At 63.1% G+C, this 14,931-nt stretch carries 14 protein-coding genes and 1 pseudogene; 9 read left to right on the forward strand and 6 right to left on the reverse strand.

Annotated elements, in window-relative coordinates:
* The 3 genes and pseudogenes from EOB49_RS37525 to EOB49_RS09930 all read right to left on the reverse strand — a co-directional run.
* Positions 1-646 (reverse strand): annotated as a pseudogene (locus EOB49_RS37525) (energy transducer TonB); the annotation flags it as partial.
* An 85-nt stretch (positions 647-731) separates the two neighbouring features.
* Complete coding sequence (locus EOB49_RS09925; protein WP_023812248.1) at positions 732-1,175, reverse strand: hypothetical protein; 444 nt, start codon at positions 1,173-1,175, stop codon at positions 732-734.
* A gap of 5 nt (positions 1,176-1,180) precedes the next feature.
* On the reverse strand, positions 1,181-3,379 hold the full coding sequence (locus tag EOB49_RS09930; RefSeq protein WP_127380859.1) for a TonB-dependent hemoglobin/transferrin/lactoferrin family receptor: 2,199 nt from the start codon (positions 3,377-3,379) through the stop codon (positions 1,181-1,183).
* Positions 3,380-3,577: 198 nt separating this feature from the next.
* On the opposite strand from EOB49_RS09930, the gene hemP reads away from it, so the two are divergent.
* The 5 genes from hemP (at position 3,578) to EOB49_RS09955 (ending at position 7,799) form a co-directional block, all read left to right on the forward strand.
* Entirely contained in the window at positions 3,578-3,790 is a 213-nt protein-coding gene (gene hemP / locus EOB49_RS09935; protein ID WP_127380860.1) for a hemin uptake protein HemP, read from the forward strand.
* Positions 3,791-3,914: 124 nt separating this feature from the next.
* Positions 3,915-4,976 (forward strand): hemin-degrading factor, encoded by a 1,062-nt coding sequence (locus tag EOB49_RS09940; protein ID WP_127380861.1) that lies wholly within the window; start codon positions 3,915-3,917, stop codon positions 4,974-4,976.
* 10 nt (positions 4,977-4,986) lie between these two features.
* Positions 4,987-5,895, forward strand: a complete 909-nt coding sequence (locus EOB49_RS09945; RefSeq protein ID WP_127380862.1) for a hemin ABC transporter substrate-binding protein — start codon at positions 4,987-4,989, stop codon at positions 5,893-5,895.
* Between the two features lie 11 nt (positions 5,896-5,906).
* The gene (locus tag EOB49_RS09950; RefSeq protein WP_127267526.1) at positions 5,907-7,004 is read left to right on the forward strand and encodes an iron ABC transporter permease; all 1,098 of its coding nucleotides are present in this window, start codon (positions 5,907-5,909) and stop codon (positions 7,002-7,004) included.
* A 6-nt stretch (positions 7,005-7,010) separates the two neighbouring features.
* Entirely contained in the window at positions 7,011-7,799 is a 789-nt protein-coding gene (locus EOB49_RS09955; protein ID WP_127380863.1) for a heme ABC transporter ATP-binding protein, read from the forward strand.
* A 29-nt stretch (positions 7,800-7,828) separates the two neighbouring features.
* Here the strand turns inward: EOB49_RS09955 and rirA are convergent, their stop codons facing one another.
* Positions 7,829-8,290, reverse strand: a complete 462-nt coding sequence (gene rirA / locus EOB49_RS09960) for an iron-responsive transcriptional regulator RirA (protein WP_127267528.1) — start codon at positions 8,288-8,290, stop codon at positions 7,829-7,831.
* Between the two features lie 275 nt (positions 8,291-8,565).
* On the opposite strand from rirA, the gene EOB49_RS09965 reads away from it, so the two are divergent.
* The 3 genes from EOB49_RS09965 (at position 8,566) to EOB49_RS09975 (ending at position 11,088) form a co-directional block, all read left to right on the forward strand.
* Positions 8,566-9,861 (forward strand): DUF445 domain-containing protein, encoded by a 1,296-nt coding sequence (locus EOB49_RS09965; RefSeq protein WP_127272245.1) that lies wholly within the window; start codon positions 8,566-8,568, stop codon positions 9,859-9,861.
* A 109-nt stretch (positions 9,862-9,970) separates the two neighbouring features.
* Positions 9,971-10,399, forward strand: a complete 429-nt coding sequence (locus EOB49_RS09970; RefSeq protein WP_127380864.1) for a phasin family protein — start codon at positions 9,971-9,973, stop codon at positions 10,397-10,399.
* A gap of 191 nt (positions 10,400-10,590) precedes the next feature.
* Positions 10,591-11,088 carry a MaoC family dehydratase gene (locus EOB49_RS09975; RefSeq protein ID WP_127267530.1) on the forward strand — a complete coding sequence of 166 codons (498 nt, stop codon included), beginning with the start codon at positions 10,591-10,593 and terminating at the stop codon, positions 11,086-11,088.
* Between the two features lie 39 nt (positions 11,089-11,127).
* On the opposite strand, the gene EOB49_RS09980 is transcribed toward EOB49_RS09975, so the two are convergent.
* Entirely contained in the window at positions 11,128-12,582 is a 1,455-nt protein-coding gene (locus tag EOB49_RS09980) for an MFS transporter (protein ID WP_127380865.1), read from the reverse strand.
* 128 nt (positions 12,583-12,710) lie between these two features.
* On the opposite strand from EOB49_RS09980, the gene EOB49_RS09985 reads away from it, so the two are divergent.
* Entirely contained in the window at positions 12,711-13,604 is an 894-nt protein-coding gene (locus EOB49_RS09985) for a LysR family transcriptional regulator (RefSeq protein WP_127380866.1), read from the forward strand.
* 49 nt (positions 13,605-13,653) lie between these two features.
* On the opposite strand, the gene cml is transcribed toward EOB49_RS09985, so the two are convergent.
* Positions 13,654-14,850: a CmlA/FloR family chloramphenicol efflux MFS transporter gene (cml, locus tag EOB49_RS09990; RefSeq protein ID WP_127380867.1), complete on the reverse strand. Its 1,197-nt coding sequence runs from the start codon at positions 14,848-14,850 to the stop codon at positions 13,654-13,656.
* Positions 14,851-14,931 lie beyond the last annotated feature (81 nt).

Raw genomic sequence — 14,931 nt, forward strand, 5'->3', positions numbered from 1 at the left:
CCGCCGTCTTTGAAGGGACAGCTGCCGGAGTTGGCCTGGCTCTAGGGATCGGAGGCCGCTCCGGAACGGCGACAGGCGCTTCCGTGCTCTCGGCCTGAACGGTTGGCTCCGCTGGTGTTTCGGCCTTCCTATCCACGGTCTGATCATCGGAGCGCGGGGCGCCGGCCACCAATATGTCGGGCGTCAGCGTCTGCTGTTTGACAGCTTCCGGCAAAGGCTTGAGCGGCTTTGCTGCGTCCTTCACGGGTTGCGAAGGCGCCGTTGGCGGCGACGGCTTGGGCGGCGTTGCCGGCTGTGGTTTGGCCGGTTGCGGGCTGGGCACCAGTGCAACGTTTATTGCCGCCGGGTCCTTGTCCAGCGCGCTGCCGGCCACGTTGCTGCCCGACTGTTCACTACCTTCCGGCTGCTCGGCGTCCTGGAAACTGGAAATCCCCGTAGGGGAGATCAGAAAGGCCGCCGCCACCGCGACATGGAGCAGGCAGGAGACGACGATCGCCGCCGTCCATTTGCGGCTCCAGGCCGATGGCCGCGGCAGCGCGAGCGGCTCGCTTGGCTCTATGGTCAGCTCGGCGCCGGCCTCGGGGAGGGGATTGATGTCCTGCATGTCTCGCCGCGAGACCTGCAGCGACAAGAGCAGAGTTGTCAAATCAAGATCGTTCGCCGGCAGTCTGCTATCGCCGGCCAGAGGCTGCACTACGGTGTTTCGCGGGAATGCATGATGCAGCCCCACCTCAGACTCCGAAAGCGATCCCGGTCTTGGTGTCCGTCTTCAGCTTTCGCATGCAGGCGTTCGGTTCGACGCCGGTACCGGTGCATTCGGTCGCGCTGTTGATCAGCACGCGGCTGACTTTCGAGCACTCGGTGCCGGCCAGATCGAAACGCGTCACCTTGGTCTTGCCTGCCGGCAATTCCTTGAAGTCGAGCACGGTCAGCCGGTCGACGACGCCGGCCTCGTTGAACAGGGCGATCTCGAACGCCGCCTTGGACAGGTCGGCGCCGAGATTGTTGTTGACTACGAACGTCAGGCGGCAACCCTTGTCGGAAGGTTGCGCACCGTTGAGTTCAAGGGTCAGCGCAGGGACCGGCGCGGACTCTTGTGCCCACGCCGGAACCATCGCAAGCGACATCGCCAGCATCGAGGTCAGCAGACGAAGGGATGTCATCAAGCTCGTCATGGTCATCAGCCTCCAAATCGCATCGTCGCCGCCAGCTTCAGGGTGACGCCGGGCTCGTAGGCCGCGAAAACCGGCTGCGGCGGCTGGCCGGCCGTGGTCAGGTTGAGCGGGTTGGCGTATTTTACATCGAACAGATTGTCGGCGCGGAAATCAATCTTCAAATTGTCCGTCGCCTGGTAGCTGGCGAAAGCATTGACCAGCGTGTAGTCCTCGGCGATCGGATTGCCCTTGGTCTTGCCATTGTATTGCACTTCGCCGCCCACGGTCAGCTTGTCCTCGAGGAAGCGCAAGCCGAGCTGCGCGGTGACCTGGGATGAGGGGATGGTCAGCAGGTCGGCCCGAACGTCCTTGTAGGAAATGGTATGACCATTGGTGATTGAGGCCGAGAGCCCGGCATAGCCCCATCCGGCATCATAGACGCCCTCAAGTTCGAAGCCGTCGATCTTGGCCTTGGCAAAATTCTGGTACTGGAAGCATATCGGGATACCGGGTCCGCTCGGGCAGCCGGCTGTCGGGTCAAACCGCGACAGGGTAACGCCATCGATGTAGTCTTCGACATCGTTGTTGAAATAGGCTGCCTTGATGCGCAGCGCATCGCCGGCTTCGAGGATGTCATCCTGCTTGTAGTTGACGCCGAATTCGACGGTCTTTCCGGTTTCCGGCCGCAGATTGGGATTGGGCAGGAACGGGAAGGTGACACCTGCCGGATGGCGACCGCTGATCAGTGTTTCCGACAGGGAGGGTGACCGGTATCCTTCCGCATAGGTGCCGTAGAATTGCAGGCCGGCAAGGCTGGCGCTGTCGAAAGGCGAGACGCCGACGGTGATGCGCGGCGACAACCGGTCCCCCGACGTTTCGTGGGTGTCATCCTTGAGGCTGTAATTGTCGTAACGCAGCCCGGCGATGACTTCGAGCCACTCCCAGGTGAGCTTGTCCTGGACATAGGCGCCGGAGACGTTCCGCTTGCCGGAAGGCGTATAGAAGCTGTCGCCACCGGCCGTGCCGCCGGTCTCGACTTTATCGCCGGCCCAGTCGCCGCCATAGGTCAGTTCGTGCGCGATTCCCGCAGTCTCGAATCTGGACGTGTTCCAAATGTCGATGCTGGTCGTGCCGATGTCGAATGTCGATGTCGAGCCAGCCGGCAAAACAACTGGAAGGCCGGTGCTCGGGTCGAACCGGTTGAGAGGCACGAGGCTGGTCAGATCGAGATTGGTCTTGTTGTAGGAGGTGTTGATATGGAGATCGAGCCAGCTCTTGTCCTCATCCGTAATGTTGTAGCGGGCGGTGAAGGTGTTCGACTTCAGGTCGACGTCATTGACCGGCACGCCGCCGCTGATCTCGTTCCAGCCGTCGCTTGAGCCGACCCAGCCGAGCTTCAGCTCACTGTTGTCGGTCGGCCGGATGGTGGTCTTGAGCAGGCCGCTAAGCACATCGAAGCCGGTGCCCTTGACGGTGTCGCCACCGCCATCCTTGTAGTCGTCATAGTTGCGGTAGACGATGTTGCCGAGCACATCCCAGTTCTCGTTGAGGCGGTAGGCACCGGATGCGCTTGTTGTCCAGCCCTTGCCGTTGCTCTCATAGCGTCCCGTGACGGAGCCGGCCCATGTTTCTTCCGGCTTAAGGAAATCCCCGGCGTCCTTGGTGTCGAAGAAGACGACGCCGCCGATGGCGCCTGAGCCATAGGTGTTGGCGACAGGACCACGGATAACATCCACGGATTTGACGAGTTCGGGGTCGATGTAGAAGGTCGACTGCGTGCCGTGGTCGGAACGCTGGAAGTTCTGACGGGCGCCGTCGACGATGACCGCGACGCGACCAAAATCCTGCAAGCCTCGGATGTTGATACTGGTGCTGACGCGTCTGGCGTCGGCCTGCGCCGCGACACCGGGCACGCCAAGCAGCATCTCATTCGGCGTCGTCGCCATGCGGCGGTCGAGCTGTTCCTGGCCGACATGGCTGGTCGATGCCAGCGATTCGATCGCCGTCTCGCCGGTGCGGCTGATGACGAGGATCTTGTCGAGCAGCGTTGCTCCCGCTGGTGCGGCGTTTTCTTCTTCAGCCTTCTTCGTTTGCTCTGTCGGCTGCGCCGCTTGCTGGGCGTTGGCCAATTGCGCCGACAAGGCGATAGCCGCCACGCTTGCCAGCAATGCCGCCGCGCCGTTCGCCGCCGACCGGCCACGCCATTCCCAAGTCACCAACCCCATGCCCCAACTCCAAAGTCCAGGTTTCATGCTGGCTGGCCCGGGGCTGGCTGGCATTTTTGATCGTCTCCGGCGTCTTAAATGTTGACTCATTTAATCCGGTATTGCACTGACTAGTAAACATGATTATTCAAGTCAAGAAATGAATCGGATTACGCAACGCCTAGCCAGACGCCCGGCACAGGAAAGGGATCGACAGAGATGAACACCCACAATCCCAACGATTTTCGCTATCGCGTCCGCCGTTCCGACGATGCCTCGGCCCCCACCCGTTTCGACCGGGTTCCGCTGGAGGTGCGAACCCTGTCCAGCAACACTCTGTTCCAGGGCGAGCACGAGATCGGCATCGAGCATCACGGTGCGCTCTACCGGCTGAAGATCACCCGTCAGGGCAAGCTCATTCTCAACAAGTAAGGCTAGAGCGGTTCACCGTTTCACGGAAACGCCGAACCGCTCTAGCTCTTTGTTTTAACGCAATTCCGGACGGAAAACCGTTTCACACTTTTCCCGGAATTGCTCTAGGCAGCAGGGACGAAACATGGATCAGCGCGTAAAACCCGCCCCGCATGAAATCCGGCGGGCACGGACAGACAATCCGAAGACGCGCGAGCGTGATCTGGCTGCCCAGCTCGGCATTTCGGAAGCCGAACTGGTCGCCGCGCATTGCGGCGACGGCGTCGTGCGCATCGAGCCGCGCGTCAACGATCTTCTGACCGGCCTCGAGGCCGTCGGCGAGGTCATGGCGCTGACCCGCAATGAGAGCGCGGTGCACGAAAAGATCGGCGTCTATGACAAGGTCGTCACCGGCAACCACAATGCCATGGTGCTTGGCGAAAACATCGACCTGCGCATCTTCCCGAAGGTCTGGGCACACGGCTTTGCCGTCGAGAAGCGAGACGGCGACGAAATCCGCCGCAGCCTGCAGTTTTTCGATGCGGCGGGCGAGGCCGTGCACAAGGTGCATTTGCGTCCGGCCTCCAGCCTCTATGCCTATCAGAAGCTGGTTGCCGCGCTCGAATCGTCCAATCAGGAGCCGACCGTCGACATTTCGGGACCACTCCCCGATGACGAGAGCCATGGCGACGAAGCGGCCGCCAATCTCGACGATCTGCGCGACCGCTGGAGCCGGCTGACCGATGTGCACCAGTTCTTCGGCATGCTGAAGACGCTGAAGCTCAGCCGCCTGCAGGCGGTGCGCCTGGTCGGGCAAGACTATGCCTGGCAGCTCGACAATGATGCCGTCCGTGCCATGTTTCATCACGCTGCGGAGGGCGAGATGCCGATCATGTGCTTTGTGGGAAACCGCGGCTGCATCCAGATCCATTCCGGTCCGATCAAGTCGATCAAGCCGATGGGGCCATGGATCAACGTGCTGGACGAAACCTTCCACCTGCATTTGCGCACCGACCACATCCAGGAGGTCTGGGCGGTGCGCAAGCCGACCAAGGACGGTCATGTCACCTCGCTTGAGGTCTATGATTCCGACGGCAAGATGTTCATCCAGTTCTTCGGCAAGCGTCATGAAGGCGAAAGCGAGCGGGACGACTGGCGCTTCCTGACGGAAAACCTGCCGCGCATCCCAAGCGCGACCGCAGCCTGAGGAAAATGCGATGCGTTTTTTCCCAAGATTGTCGACCGTGCGCGGATCTATTTTCCGGCCGGTGATCGGTCTCTCCATGGCTGTTATCGCACTGCAATCCGCCAGCGCCATGGAAGGCACGGCCGTGTTTGCCGATCCTTCGAAAATCGTGGCCGTTGGCGGCTCGATCACCGAGATCGTCTATGCGCTCGGCGAGGAAAAGCATCTGGTGGCTCGCGATTCCACCAGCCGGTACCCAAAGGCGGCGCTTGATCTGCCCGATGTCGGTTATATGCGTGCGCTGTCACCGGAAGGCGTGCTCTCGGTCAACCCGACCGGCATCCTGGCGTTGCATGGCAGCGGTCCCAAGGAAGCCGTCGACGTCTTGAAGAAGACGAGCGTCCCGTTCATCGAAGTGCCCGAGCACTATAGCCACGAAGGCATCCTCGAAAAGGTCCGTATCGTCGGCAAGGCGCTCGGCGTCGACGCCAAGGCCGAGGTGCTGGCCAGGGAACTCGATGCCAAGCTCACGGCCGCCGAACGGCAAACGACATCGATCAAGGAACGCAAGCGCATCCTGTTCGTACTGTCGATACAGGGCGGCAAGATCCTGGCGGCCGGCAGCGAGACCGCGGCGGACGGTATGGTCAAGCTGGCTGGCGGCGTCAACGCGGTCGAGGGCTTCTCCGGCTACAAGCAAATGTCCGACGAGGCGATCATAACCGCCAGACCGGACGTGATCCTGATGATGAGCAATGCCGGACCTCCGGTCTCGGACGACGAACTGTTCGGCAATCCGTCGATCGCCTCGACGCCGGCCGGAAAGGCGCGCAAGCTGATCCGCATCGACGGTGCCTATCTGCTCGGCTTCGGGCCACGCACGGCCGATGCCATCCACGACCTCGCTGTCTCGCTTTATGGCGGGCAGGTCACGGACTGAACGGGCGGATCATGGTCGATCAATCGATCGCCGGCCCGGTGATGGCAAGCGTATCCGAAGGCGACAGGTCGGGCCGCGCCCGCATCGTCATCCTTCTGCTGTGCCTGGGGCTGGCGGCTGCCGTTTTTCTGTCGCTGACATCGGGGGCTTCGGACGCTTCGGCCGTCAACGTCATCGGGGGCTGGCTGTTCGGCACAGTGCCTGATGACGCCGCGGTGAGCGCCCGCGACAGCCTGATCGTCTATGACATCCGCCTGCCGCGCATCATCCTCGGCATGCTGGTCGGCGCGGCGCTCGCGGTCTCCGGCGCGGTCATGCAGGGACTGTTCCGCAATCCGCTGGCCGACCCCGGCCTGATCGGCGTCTCGGCCGGCTCCAGCCTCGGCGCGGTTGCCGTCATCGTGCTCGGCGCCACGATATTGGCTCCGGTGACCGCCTTGCTCGGCACGCTTGCACTGCCGCTGGCGGCCTTCTGTGGCGGGCTCGCCACCACGCTGGTGCTTTACCAGGTCGCGACGCGGCGGGGGCAAACCTCGGTTGCCACAATGCTGCTTGCCGGCATCGCGCTGGCGGCGCTCGCCATGGCGCTGACCGGCATTCTTATCTTCATGGCCGATGATCGCCAGTTGCGCGACCTGACCTTCTGGCAACTCGGATCGCTCGGCGGCGCAACCTGGGCGAAGATCGCGTCGGTAGGGCCGATCATCGTGCTGGCGCTGGCGGCGATGCCGTTCCTGGCACGCGGCCTCAACGCGCTGGCGCTTGGCGAGGCGACCGCCGGTCATCTCGGCATTCCGGTGCAGCGGCTGAAATACACGGCCATCGTCGGCGTCTCTGCCGCGGTCGGCGCATCCGTCGCCGTCAGCGGCGGCATCGGCTTCGTCGGCATCGTGGTACCGCATCTGCTGCGCCTGCTGATTGGTCCGGACAATCGCTATCTGCTGCCGGCGTCGGCGCTGCTCGGTGCCTCGCTGCTGCTTCTGGCCGACGCGGTCGCACGCACCATCGTTGCGCCGGCCGAACTGCCGATAGGCATCGTCACCGCGATAGCGGGCGCGCCGTTTTTCCTTTGGATCCTGCTGCGCAAGCGCGGCGTGGTTGATTTGTGAGGCTTGATGATCGAGGCCAAGGATGTTTCGGTTGATATCGCCGGCAAGCCTATCGTCAGCGGTATCGATTTCCACGCGCGGCCGGGCGAGATCGCCGCCATCGTCGGCCCCAATGGTTCGGGCAAGACGACCTTCCTCAAAGCGCTTTCCGGCGAACTCGCCTACACCGGGCGCGTTGCCCTCAACGGCCGAGATCTCTCGACGATGAAGCCGGTCGAGGTGGCCGTCCATCGTGCGGTGCTGCCGCAGGCGACGACGCTGTCGTTCCCGTTCACCGTGCGGGAAGTGGTCAAGCTCGGCCTTGTCGGCGGCCGCTCAGGCGTCTTGCCGGGCGAGGATGCGCGGCTGCCGGAACGGGCGCTGGCGCGTGTCGATCTCGACGGCTTTGCCGGCCGTTTCTACCAGGAGCTTTCGGGCGGCGAGCAACAGCGCGTTCAGCTCGCACGCGTGCTGTGCCAGGTCTGGGCACCGGTGCTCGACGGCAAGCCGCGCTTTCTGTTCCTCGACGAGCCGGTTTCCAGCCTCGACATCAAGCACCAGCTGATCATCATGAACATTGCCCGCGACTTCGCCAGAAGGGGCGGCGGCGTGGTCGCCATCCTGCACGACCTCAATCTGACCGCCATGTATGCCGACCGGATCTTCGTCATGCATCGCGGCAGGCTAGCCGCCACCGGGTCGCCGCGGGATGTGCTGAGCGATGACCTGATCGAAAAAGTGTTCGACTGCCGGCTCAGGGTCGGCGTGCTGCCGGCCGGCAATATGCCGTTCGTGCTGCCTCAGTCAGCGGCCTGATTGCAGATCTAGCCCGCGCCCCTGCTGGGTCAGGCAGCTGGTGCGCGGCGCTCCAGCATGTCGATTCCGAGCAGGTTGCGCACATTTGGACGTGCCGCCACGAGGTCGGCGATCGTATAGCGCTCCAGCACGGCGAAGAACGCGTTCAGCGCCTCGCGCAGCGCCGAGTTCAGCGCGCAGCTATCGACGAGCGGGCATTCGGCGGCATCGTTCTCGAAGCATTCGGCCATAGCGAAGCTCTCTTCTGTCACGCGCACGACATCGAACAGGCTGATGGCTTCGGCCGCCCGGCCAAGCTTGACGCCGCCATTCCTACCGCGCACGGTCTGGACGAGGCCGTGCTCGACCAGGGGCTGCAGGATCTTGAACAGGAAAAGCTCCGACACCGAATACGCGGCCGCGATCTCGGGGATGCGGCTCAGTCGGTCATCATTGGCCGCGCAATACATCAAGATGCGCATGGCATAGTTGGTCTGGCGCGTAAGCCGCATTTTGTCCTCACAAGGCACTGGTGCGGTGCAACCACGCCAGATCTGGAAATTTTGCTGATATGGCTTTGACCCGAATTTCCGGATTCGCCACATTGGCCTCGGCGGAATATGGCCTATACCTTGGAATAATTCCAGACTAGCTTCGCCCGATAGATGAATTTTCTCCTCAACTTTGTGTGCGCGGCCGGGGAAAGTTCCGGGCGAAACCCGCTGTCGCGGGTATTTCGGCCATCGGAACACTAAATAGGCTGAGATCGACGAGGAGCGGCTCACCCATGTCACAATCGGCTTCGCCCCTGGCGCCGGTCCGTTTCGATGCCGAGGCGGATGCCAAGCTTTCCGCGTTGCGGCGGACGAAATTCCTCGCGGCGGCCGCACTGGCGCTTTGCGTGCTGGTGTTTGCGCTCGCCAAATCCTTCGAGCGCACCTATCCATGGCTCGGCTTCGTCGCCGCCTTTGCCGAGGCCGCGACCATCGGCGGGTTGGCCGACTGGTACGCGGTGGTGGCGCTGTTCAGGCGGCCGCTGGGACTGCCGATCCCGCACACCGCCATCATCCCGGAGAACCAGAACCGCATCGCCGACAATCTCGGTCGCTTCATCGAGGTCAACTTCCTGGCGCCTGAACCGGTGCGCGAAAAGCTCGCCGAGGTCGATTTCTCGGCACTCGTCGCCGACTGGCTGGCCGATACGGAGCGCGCCGCCGGCCTGTCGCGCTTCGTCGTGCGGCTGGTGCCGCAGACGCTGGCCGCTGTCGAGCAATCCGGCCTGCGCGGCTTCGTCACCAGCCGCATGCTGGAACAGATCGAAAAGGTGCCGTTGGCGCCGCTGGCCGCCGAGCTGTTGTCAGCGCTTACCGACGACCGCCGCCACCAGAAACTGTTCGACGAGTTCACCAAGGTGATCGGCAGGTTCCTCAATGACGAACAGGCGCTGGCGACGATGCGCGAAAAGATCCGCGAGGAACTGCCGTCGCTGTTCAACCTGTTCCGCGCCGACGCCTATCTCCTGAAGAAGATCGTCGCCTCGGCCGGGTCGCTTCTCGACGAGGTGAGGGCCGATCCCGACCACCCGATGCGCGCCGAATTCGACCGCTTCGCCCAAGGCTTCGTCGAGAAGCTGAGAACATCGAAGCAATACGCCAAACGGGCCGAGAAGCTGAAGCGCGACTTCCTGGCCCGGCCGGAGGTCAAGGGGTTGGCCGGCGAGATGTGGGCAAGCCTCAGCCAGTTCATCGAGCAGGACGCCAAGGCGCCGAATTCGGTTGTCCGCGCGCATCTTGCCAACATGTTCGTCGAGGTCGGTCGCCATCTTGCCGGGGATGCGCAGATCCGGGCCGACATGAACCAAGGGTTCGTGGTGGCTCTGGCGTCGTTCGTGGAGAGCCAGAAGGCCGGCGTGTCGACATTCATCGCCGACCAGGTCAAGCGCTGGGACCTTGCCCAACTGACGCGGCTGATCGAGATGAACATCGGTCGGGACCTACAGTATATCCGCTTCAACGGCATGATCATCGGCGGGCTCGCCGGTGTCGTGCTCTATGTGGCCGAGCGGCTGTTCCTCGTGAATTGATGCGCGGCCGACTGGCGCTCATTCCTCCGCTTTCATGGACTCACGGCATGCGAGTGCTATTCTCCCGCCGAGGGTGCCCGCATCATGCGGCAAAGGGGAGCAAACGAGCATGGCGAAACAACCGGAATCCGATTCCTTCATGGACATGTTCGGCAGGTTCGGCCGCGACCTGAAGGTGCCCAATGTCGATGTCGAGGCGATCCTCGCCCATCACCGCAAGAACCTCGAAGCGCTGGAGAAATCGGCACGAGCCAGTGCCGCCGGCGCGACCTCGCTGTTGTCCAGGCAGCGCGAGATGCTGGAGGACACGCTGCGCGAGGTCACGGTCATGGCGCAAAGCTACAGGGCGCCGGGCAATCCGCAGGAACTGATGACCAAACAGACGGAGTTTGCCAGAAAGTCTTTCGAAGTCGCATTGAAGAATGCGGGCGAAGTGGCTGAACTGGTCAAGAAATCCGGCGCCGAATCGGTCGACATCCTGCGCACGCGCATCAAGGAGGCGATGGAGGAAATCCGCGCCGGCTACGAGAAGAAGTAGCGGAAATGGCCGAGGCTGGCTCGTTGCTGCCAGCGGCCCCTGAAGCCTGGAAATCCCGATTTAGCCTGCGACTGCGCTCGCGGCGTGGCACGATTGCGGCCGAAACCGGCGGAACGGATTCGTGCCGAGCGAATTGACAGAGGCCGTCAGTTCGTGGTCCGGAGGCTTTGGAAGCGATCGGGAAACCAGGAATGAACGAAATACGGCCTAAAGCGCCGCCGACCTACGAGCAGTTGAGGATGATGGCCGGGCAGGAGCTTGGCGTATCGGAGTGGACGACGGTCGACCAGAACCGCATCGACCAGTTCGCCGAATGCACCGGCGACCACCAATGGATCCATGTCGACCCTGAAAGGGCGCGGCGGCAAAGCCCGTTCCGCACGACGATTGCGCATGGCTATCTGACGCTGTCGATCATCGGCGCACTGGCGCTCGGCATGGGCATCGTGCCCGAGAACACCCAGGCTGCCTTCAATTATGGCTTCGACAAGGTGCGCTTCCTGGCGCCGGTCAAGGTCGGCGCGCGCATCAGGCTGCGCATCACGCTGCTGTCCATGGAGGACAGGGGTCCCGGCCAGTATCTCATGAAGGCAGCCAATACGGTCGAGATCGAAGGCGAGGAAAAGCCTGCCTTGACGGCTGAAACGCTGGTCATGCTCTATGAACGCCGCAAGCGGGCAGGCGCCTGAGCCTGTTTGGGAATTCTACTCTCTGAGCGGTGTGGCGCGTCACGAACCCCTGGATTCCGTGCGGCCTGCGGCGCGGGCAGAGAGCAGCGCGAGGACCAGCGCGATCAGCGCCAGCACTGTCGCCGTCTGAAATGTGACCTGCATCCCCCGGGCGGCCTCGGAACTCAGAAGACCAATGCTTTGGTGCTTTTCGGCCGATGCGACGGCGAATATGGCACCCATCAACGAGGCGCCGGTGATCAGCCCGAGATTGCGCGAAAGGTTGAGCAGGCCGGAGACGACGCCGCGCTGGCCGGCACTGATGCCGGCCATGACGGCTGCATTGTTGGATGTCTGGAACAGCGCGTAGCCGATGCAGGTGACGGTGATCGGAACGACATAGCCGGCAATGCCGAGCGTCACCATGGCGAGCGACAGCAGGAACGTGCCTGTCGTGAGGCTGAGCAGGCCGGCGACCATCATCTGGTGGGCGCCGAAGCGATCGGTCAGGCGTCCAGCCACCAGCGCCGACAAGGCCGAGACAAGCGGCCCGGTCGACAGCACGAGGCCGACCATTGCGGCATCGAGCCCAAGTCCTCGCGAAAGATAGAACGGGGCAACCACCAAAGTCGCCATCATTACCGTCGCGACAACGAGGCTCATGGCGAGACTGGCGCTCAGCTGGTAGTCACGGAAGCTTGCAAGCTGGATCAAGGGGTTTTTCACACTCGCCTGCGCGGCGGCGAAAAGAAAAACACCGATGCCGGCAGCGACCAGCAGGCCGACGTTGAGCGGTCCGAAATTGCCTCTACCAAGCGTCATGGCCAGTGCATAGGCGGCCAGCGTCAAGGCCAGCAGGGCAGTGCCCATGGCATCGAACGTGCCTCGGTCGGCCTGCGCTGTCTTGGTGCGCGCCGGCAAGGCACGCCAGGCGAGAGCGAAGGTGAGCACACCCAGCGGGACATTGACGAGGAAGATCGCGCGCCAGCCAAAGCCGGCGATCAAAAGGCCGCCGAGCGAGGGGCCAAGTGTCGTGCCGATCGCGGACATGGCGCCGAGCAGGCCCATGGCGCTGCCAATTCTGTCTTTGGTCACGGTTTCGGCGACAAAGGCCAGCGTCAGCGCCATCATCAGCGCCGCGCCAAGTCCCTGCACGGCGCGTGCGGCGATCAGCAGCCACAGCGTCGGCGCCAGGCCGCAGAGCACCGATGCCGATGTGAACAGCGCAATGCCGCCAAGCAGCAACGGCCGGCGTCCAAACATGTCGGCGAGCCGGCCGGCGCTGACGATCAGTGTGGTGATGGCGAGCAGATAGGCCAGAACAACCCATTGTACGGACTGGAACGTCGCGCCGAAATTCTGCATCAGCGACGGCAGCCCGACGCTGGCAATGCTGGTTCCCAGCGAGGATAGCAGCGTGGCGAGCGACAGGCTTGCCAACGCCCAGCCGGCGGATTGCATCCGTGGCGGCGCCGATGTCAGCCGCCCGTCCCGATTTTGCTCAGCGATTGCCACGGCGATCTCCTTCCATCAGTCCCACAACCGGAACTGCCGGAGATCTAATTCCTTGGCCAATGTGGCGGAAGGCGCAGCATTTGCATCTTATTCGTGCGTTTGGCGCCATATCATGCCATGATCTGTCGATGACGTCACCCGATCTCAACTTACTGTTCGCTCTCGACGTCCTGCTGGCCGAAGGCAGCGTGGCGCGTGCCGCCAGCCGCCTGCGCCTCAGCCCCTCGGCGATGAGCCGGACGCTGGCGCGGCTGCGCGAGGCGACGGGAGATCCGCTGCTGGTTCGCGCCGGTCGCGGCCTGGTGGCGACGCCGCGTGCGGAAGAACTGCGACAACAGGCGGGTCGTGTCGTCCAGGATGCGGAGGCCCTCCTGCGCCCTGCCACCTTGCTCGATCTCCCGAGCCTGGACAGGGTGTTCACGCTGCGCACCAATGAGAGCTTCGTCGAAGAATTCGCGCCTCGTCTCGTCGCCCGTATCCAGGCCGATGCGCCCGGCGTGCGGCTGCGCTTTGCGCCGAAGTCCGATAGAGACGTCATGTCGTTGCGCGACGCGGCGATCGACCTGGACATAGGCGTCGCTGGCGAGACCGGACCGGAGGTGCGCATTCAGGCGTTGCTTCGCGATCGTTTCATCGGCGCCGTGCGAATGGGCCATCCGTTGAGCGAGGGCGCGGTGACGCCAGAGCGCTATGCTGCAGGCCGGCACATCAGCGTTTCACGGCGTGGCCGCGAGAAAGGGCCGATCGACGGGGCTTTGAACCGGCTCGGGCTGCAGCGGACAGTCGTGTGCATGGTTTCCGGTTTCTCGGCAGCCCTTGCCATGGCGCGCACGTCCGACCTGATCGCCAGCGTTCCGGAGCGGCATACCGAGGGCGCACGCGCCGGCATGCACAGTTTTCCCCTGCCGGTTGCCACCGCGGAGGTCACCATCTCGATGCTGTGGCATCCGCGCCTCGATGCCGATCCGGCGCAACGCTGGTTGCGCAACTGCGTGCGGGAGGTCTGCGCGGCGTCGCGCTGACAACGATGAGAAGCCTGCGCCAACGGCCGAGGCTTCTCATCCGTCCCGTTTATTCGGTTTGGCGTTTCCGCAAATATCTCAGTGCGCCTAGTGTGAGCGTCGCCATGACCGAACAGTAGCCCACCAGCGGCCACGCCGTGTCTCCATCAAGCAGGATGACGAACAGCGTGCCGAGGATGCCGACGACAAGGCTCTGGATGCAGAAGTAGAGCGCGACGGCGGTTCCCGCGACATCGCCGAAGGCCTCGAGCGCGCCGTTCGCAGTGACTGAGACAGTGAAGACGATGCCCACGGCGATGAGCCACATCGGGCCGACGAATGTGACGAAGGACGGCTGTGCGAACAGTTGCCCGGCCGCCAGCAGAGCCGCGCCGAGCAGCAACATCGCCATGCCTCTGATAGCACTGCCCGCAATGCCCCAACGTGCAATGAACTTTTTGGCGAAGCGGGTGGTCACGATCATCACCAGCGCCGCGGTGGCGAAGGCCAGGCTGAAACCGAGCTGTGAAAAGCCGGCGCGGTCCATGAGCACCCGCGGCGCCGTCGAAAAGAACACGAAGAAGGCGCCCATGGCGGCACTGAAGCCGAGCGTGTACGCCCAGAAGGCGAAGCTGGAGAGAATGGGACGAAACGCCATTCGCCTGTCGTTGCCATTCAATGGTCGTGTTTCATGCCATCTCGGCCATGCATTGAGGGTGGCGGCTATCGCCAGACCGCCGAGCGTCAGGAAGATCGCGCGCCAGCCGAGATTGTCGGCGATCAATGCACCGGCAATCGGCCCCAACGCCGGCACGAAGGCCAGCATCGAACTGAACAAGCCGTAGATGACGGCACTTTCAGGCCTCCGCGCATAGACGTCGCGAACCGTTGCAAACGTCGCTACGAGAACGGCGGATGCACCGATGGCCTGCACGACCCGCAAGGCGACGAACACCATGGCCAGCGAGGTGCAGGCGAGCAGGACCGAAGCGCCTGCAAACAAAAGCGCGCCGCCGATCAGCACCGGACGCCTGCCCATCCTGTCGGAAATCGGGCCGAAGACGATTTGGCCGAGCCCAAGACAGATCATGTAGAGGCTCAGCGTCAGTTGGATGACATCAGGCGTTGTCTTGAGGATCTCCGGCATCGCCGGGACGATCGGGAGGTAGATGTCCATGGCCAGCGAGGCCAGGATGTCGAAGGGCGCCATCAGCACCATGGCTGCTGGCAGGGAAGTGGTCCATGTCGGGTTTTTTGGACAAGGCATGATTGAACATCCGCTCAAATGGCTACATTTGGCGGCGATCTGCCGTTCTCACTGAAGATGGGAAATGACGGGCCGCCGCAA

The organism is Mesorhizobium sp. M7A.F.Ca.MR.148.00.0.0, from assembly GCF_003997735.1.
Classification (GTDB): Bacteria; Pseudomonadota; Alphaproteobacteria; order Rhizobiales; family Rhizobiaceae; genus Mesorhizobium.

Excerpts from the sequence above, each read along its gene's own strand:
- EOB49_RS09970 (WP_127380864.1), top strand. The coding sequence starts at position 9,971 with ATGGCGAAACAACCGGAATCCGATTCCTTCATGGACATGTTCGGCAGG.
- cml (WP_127380867.1), bottom strand. The coding sequence starts at position 14,850 with ATGCCTTGTCCAAAAAACCCGACATGGACCACTTCCCTGCCAGCAGCC.
- EOB49_RS09975 (WP_127267530.1), top strand. The coding sequence starts at position 10,591 with ATGAACGAAATACGGCCTAAAGCGCCGCCGACCTACGAGCAGTTGAGG.
- EOB49_RS09955 (WP_127380863.1), top strand. The coding sequence starts at position 7,011 with ATGATCGAGGCCAAGGATGTTTCGGTTGATATCGCCGGCAAGCCTATC.
- hemP (WP_127380860.1), top strand. The coding sequence starts at position 3,578 with ATGAACACCCACAATCCCAACGATTTTCGCTATCGCGTCCGCCGTTCC.
- EOB49_RS09940 (WP_127380861.1), top strand. The coding sequence starts at position 3,915 with ATGGATCAGCGCGTAAAACCCGCCCCGCATGAAATCCGGCGGGCACGG.
- EOB49_RS09945 (WP_127380862.1), top strand. The coding sequence starts at position 4,987 with ATGCGTTTTTTCCCAAGATTGTCGACCGTGCGCGGATCTATTTTCCGG.
- EOB49_RS09965 (WP_127272245.1), top strand. The coding sequence starts at position 8,566 with ATGTCACAATCGGCTTCGCCCCTGGCGCCGGTCCGTTTCGATGCCGAG.
- rirA (WP_127267528.1), bottom strand. The coding sequence starts at position 8,290 with ATGCGGCTTACGCGCCAGACCAACTATGCCATGCGCATCTTGATGTAT.
- EOB49_RS09930 (WP_127380859.1), bottom strand. The coding sequence starts at position 3,379 with ATGGGGTTGGTGACTTGGGAATGGCGTGGCCGGTCGGCGGCGAACGGC.
- EOB49_RS09985 (WP_127380866.1), top strand. The coding sequence starts at position 12,711 with ATGACGTCACCCGATCTCAACTTACTGTTCGCTCTCGACGTCCTGCTG.
- EOB49_RS09925 (WP_023812248.1), bottom strand. The coding sequence starts at position 1,175 with ATGACGAGCTTGATGACATCCCTTCGTCTGCTGACCTCGATGCTGGCG.
- EOB49_RS09950 (WP_127267526.1), top strand. The coding sequence starts at position 5,907 with ATGGTCGATCAATCGATCGCCGGCCCGGTGATGGCAAGCGTATCCGAA.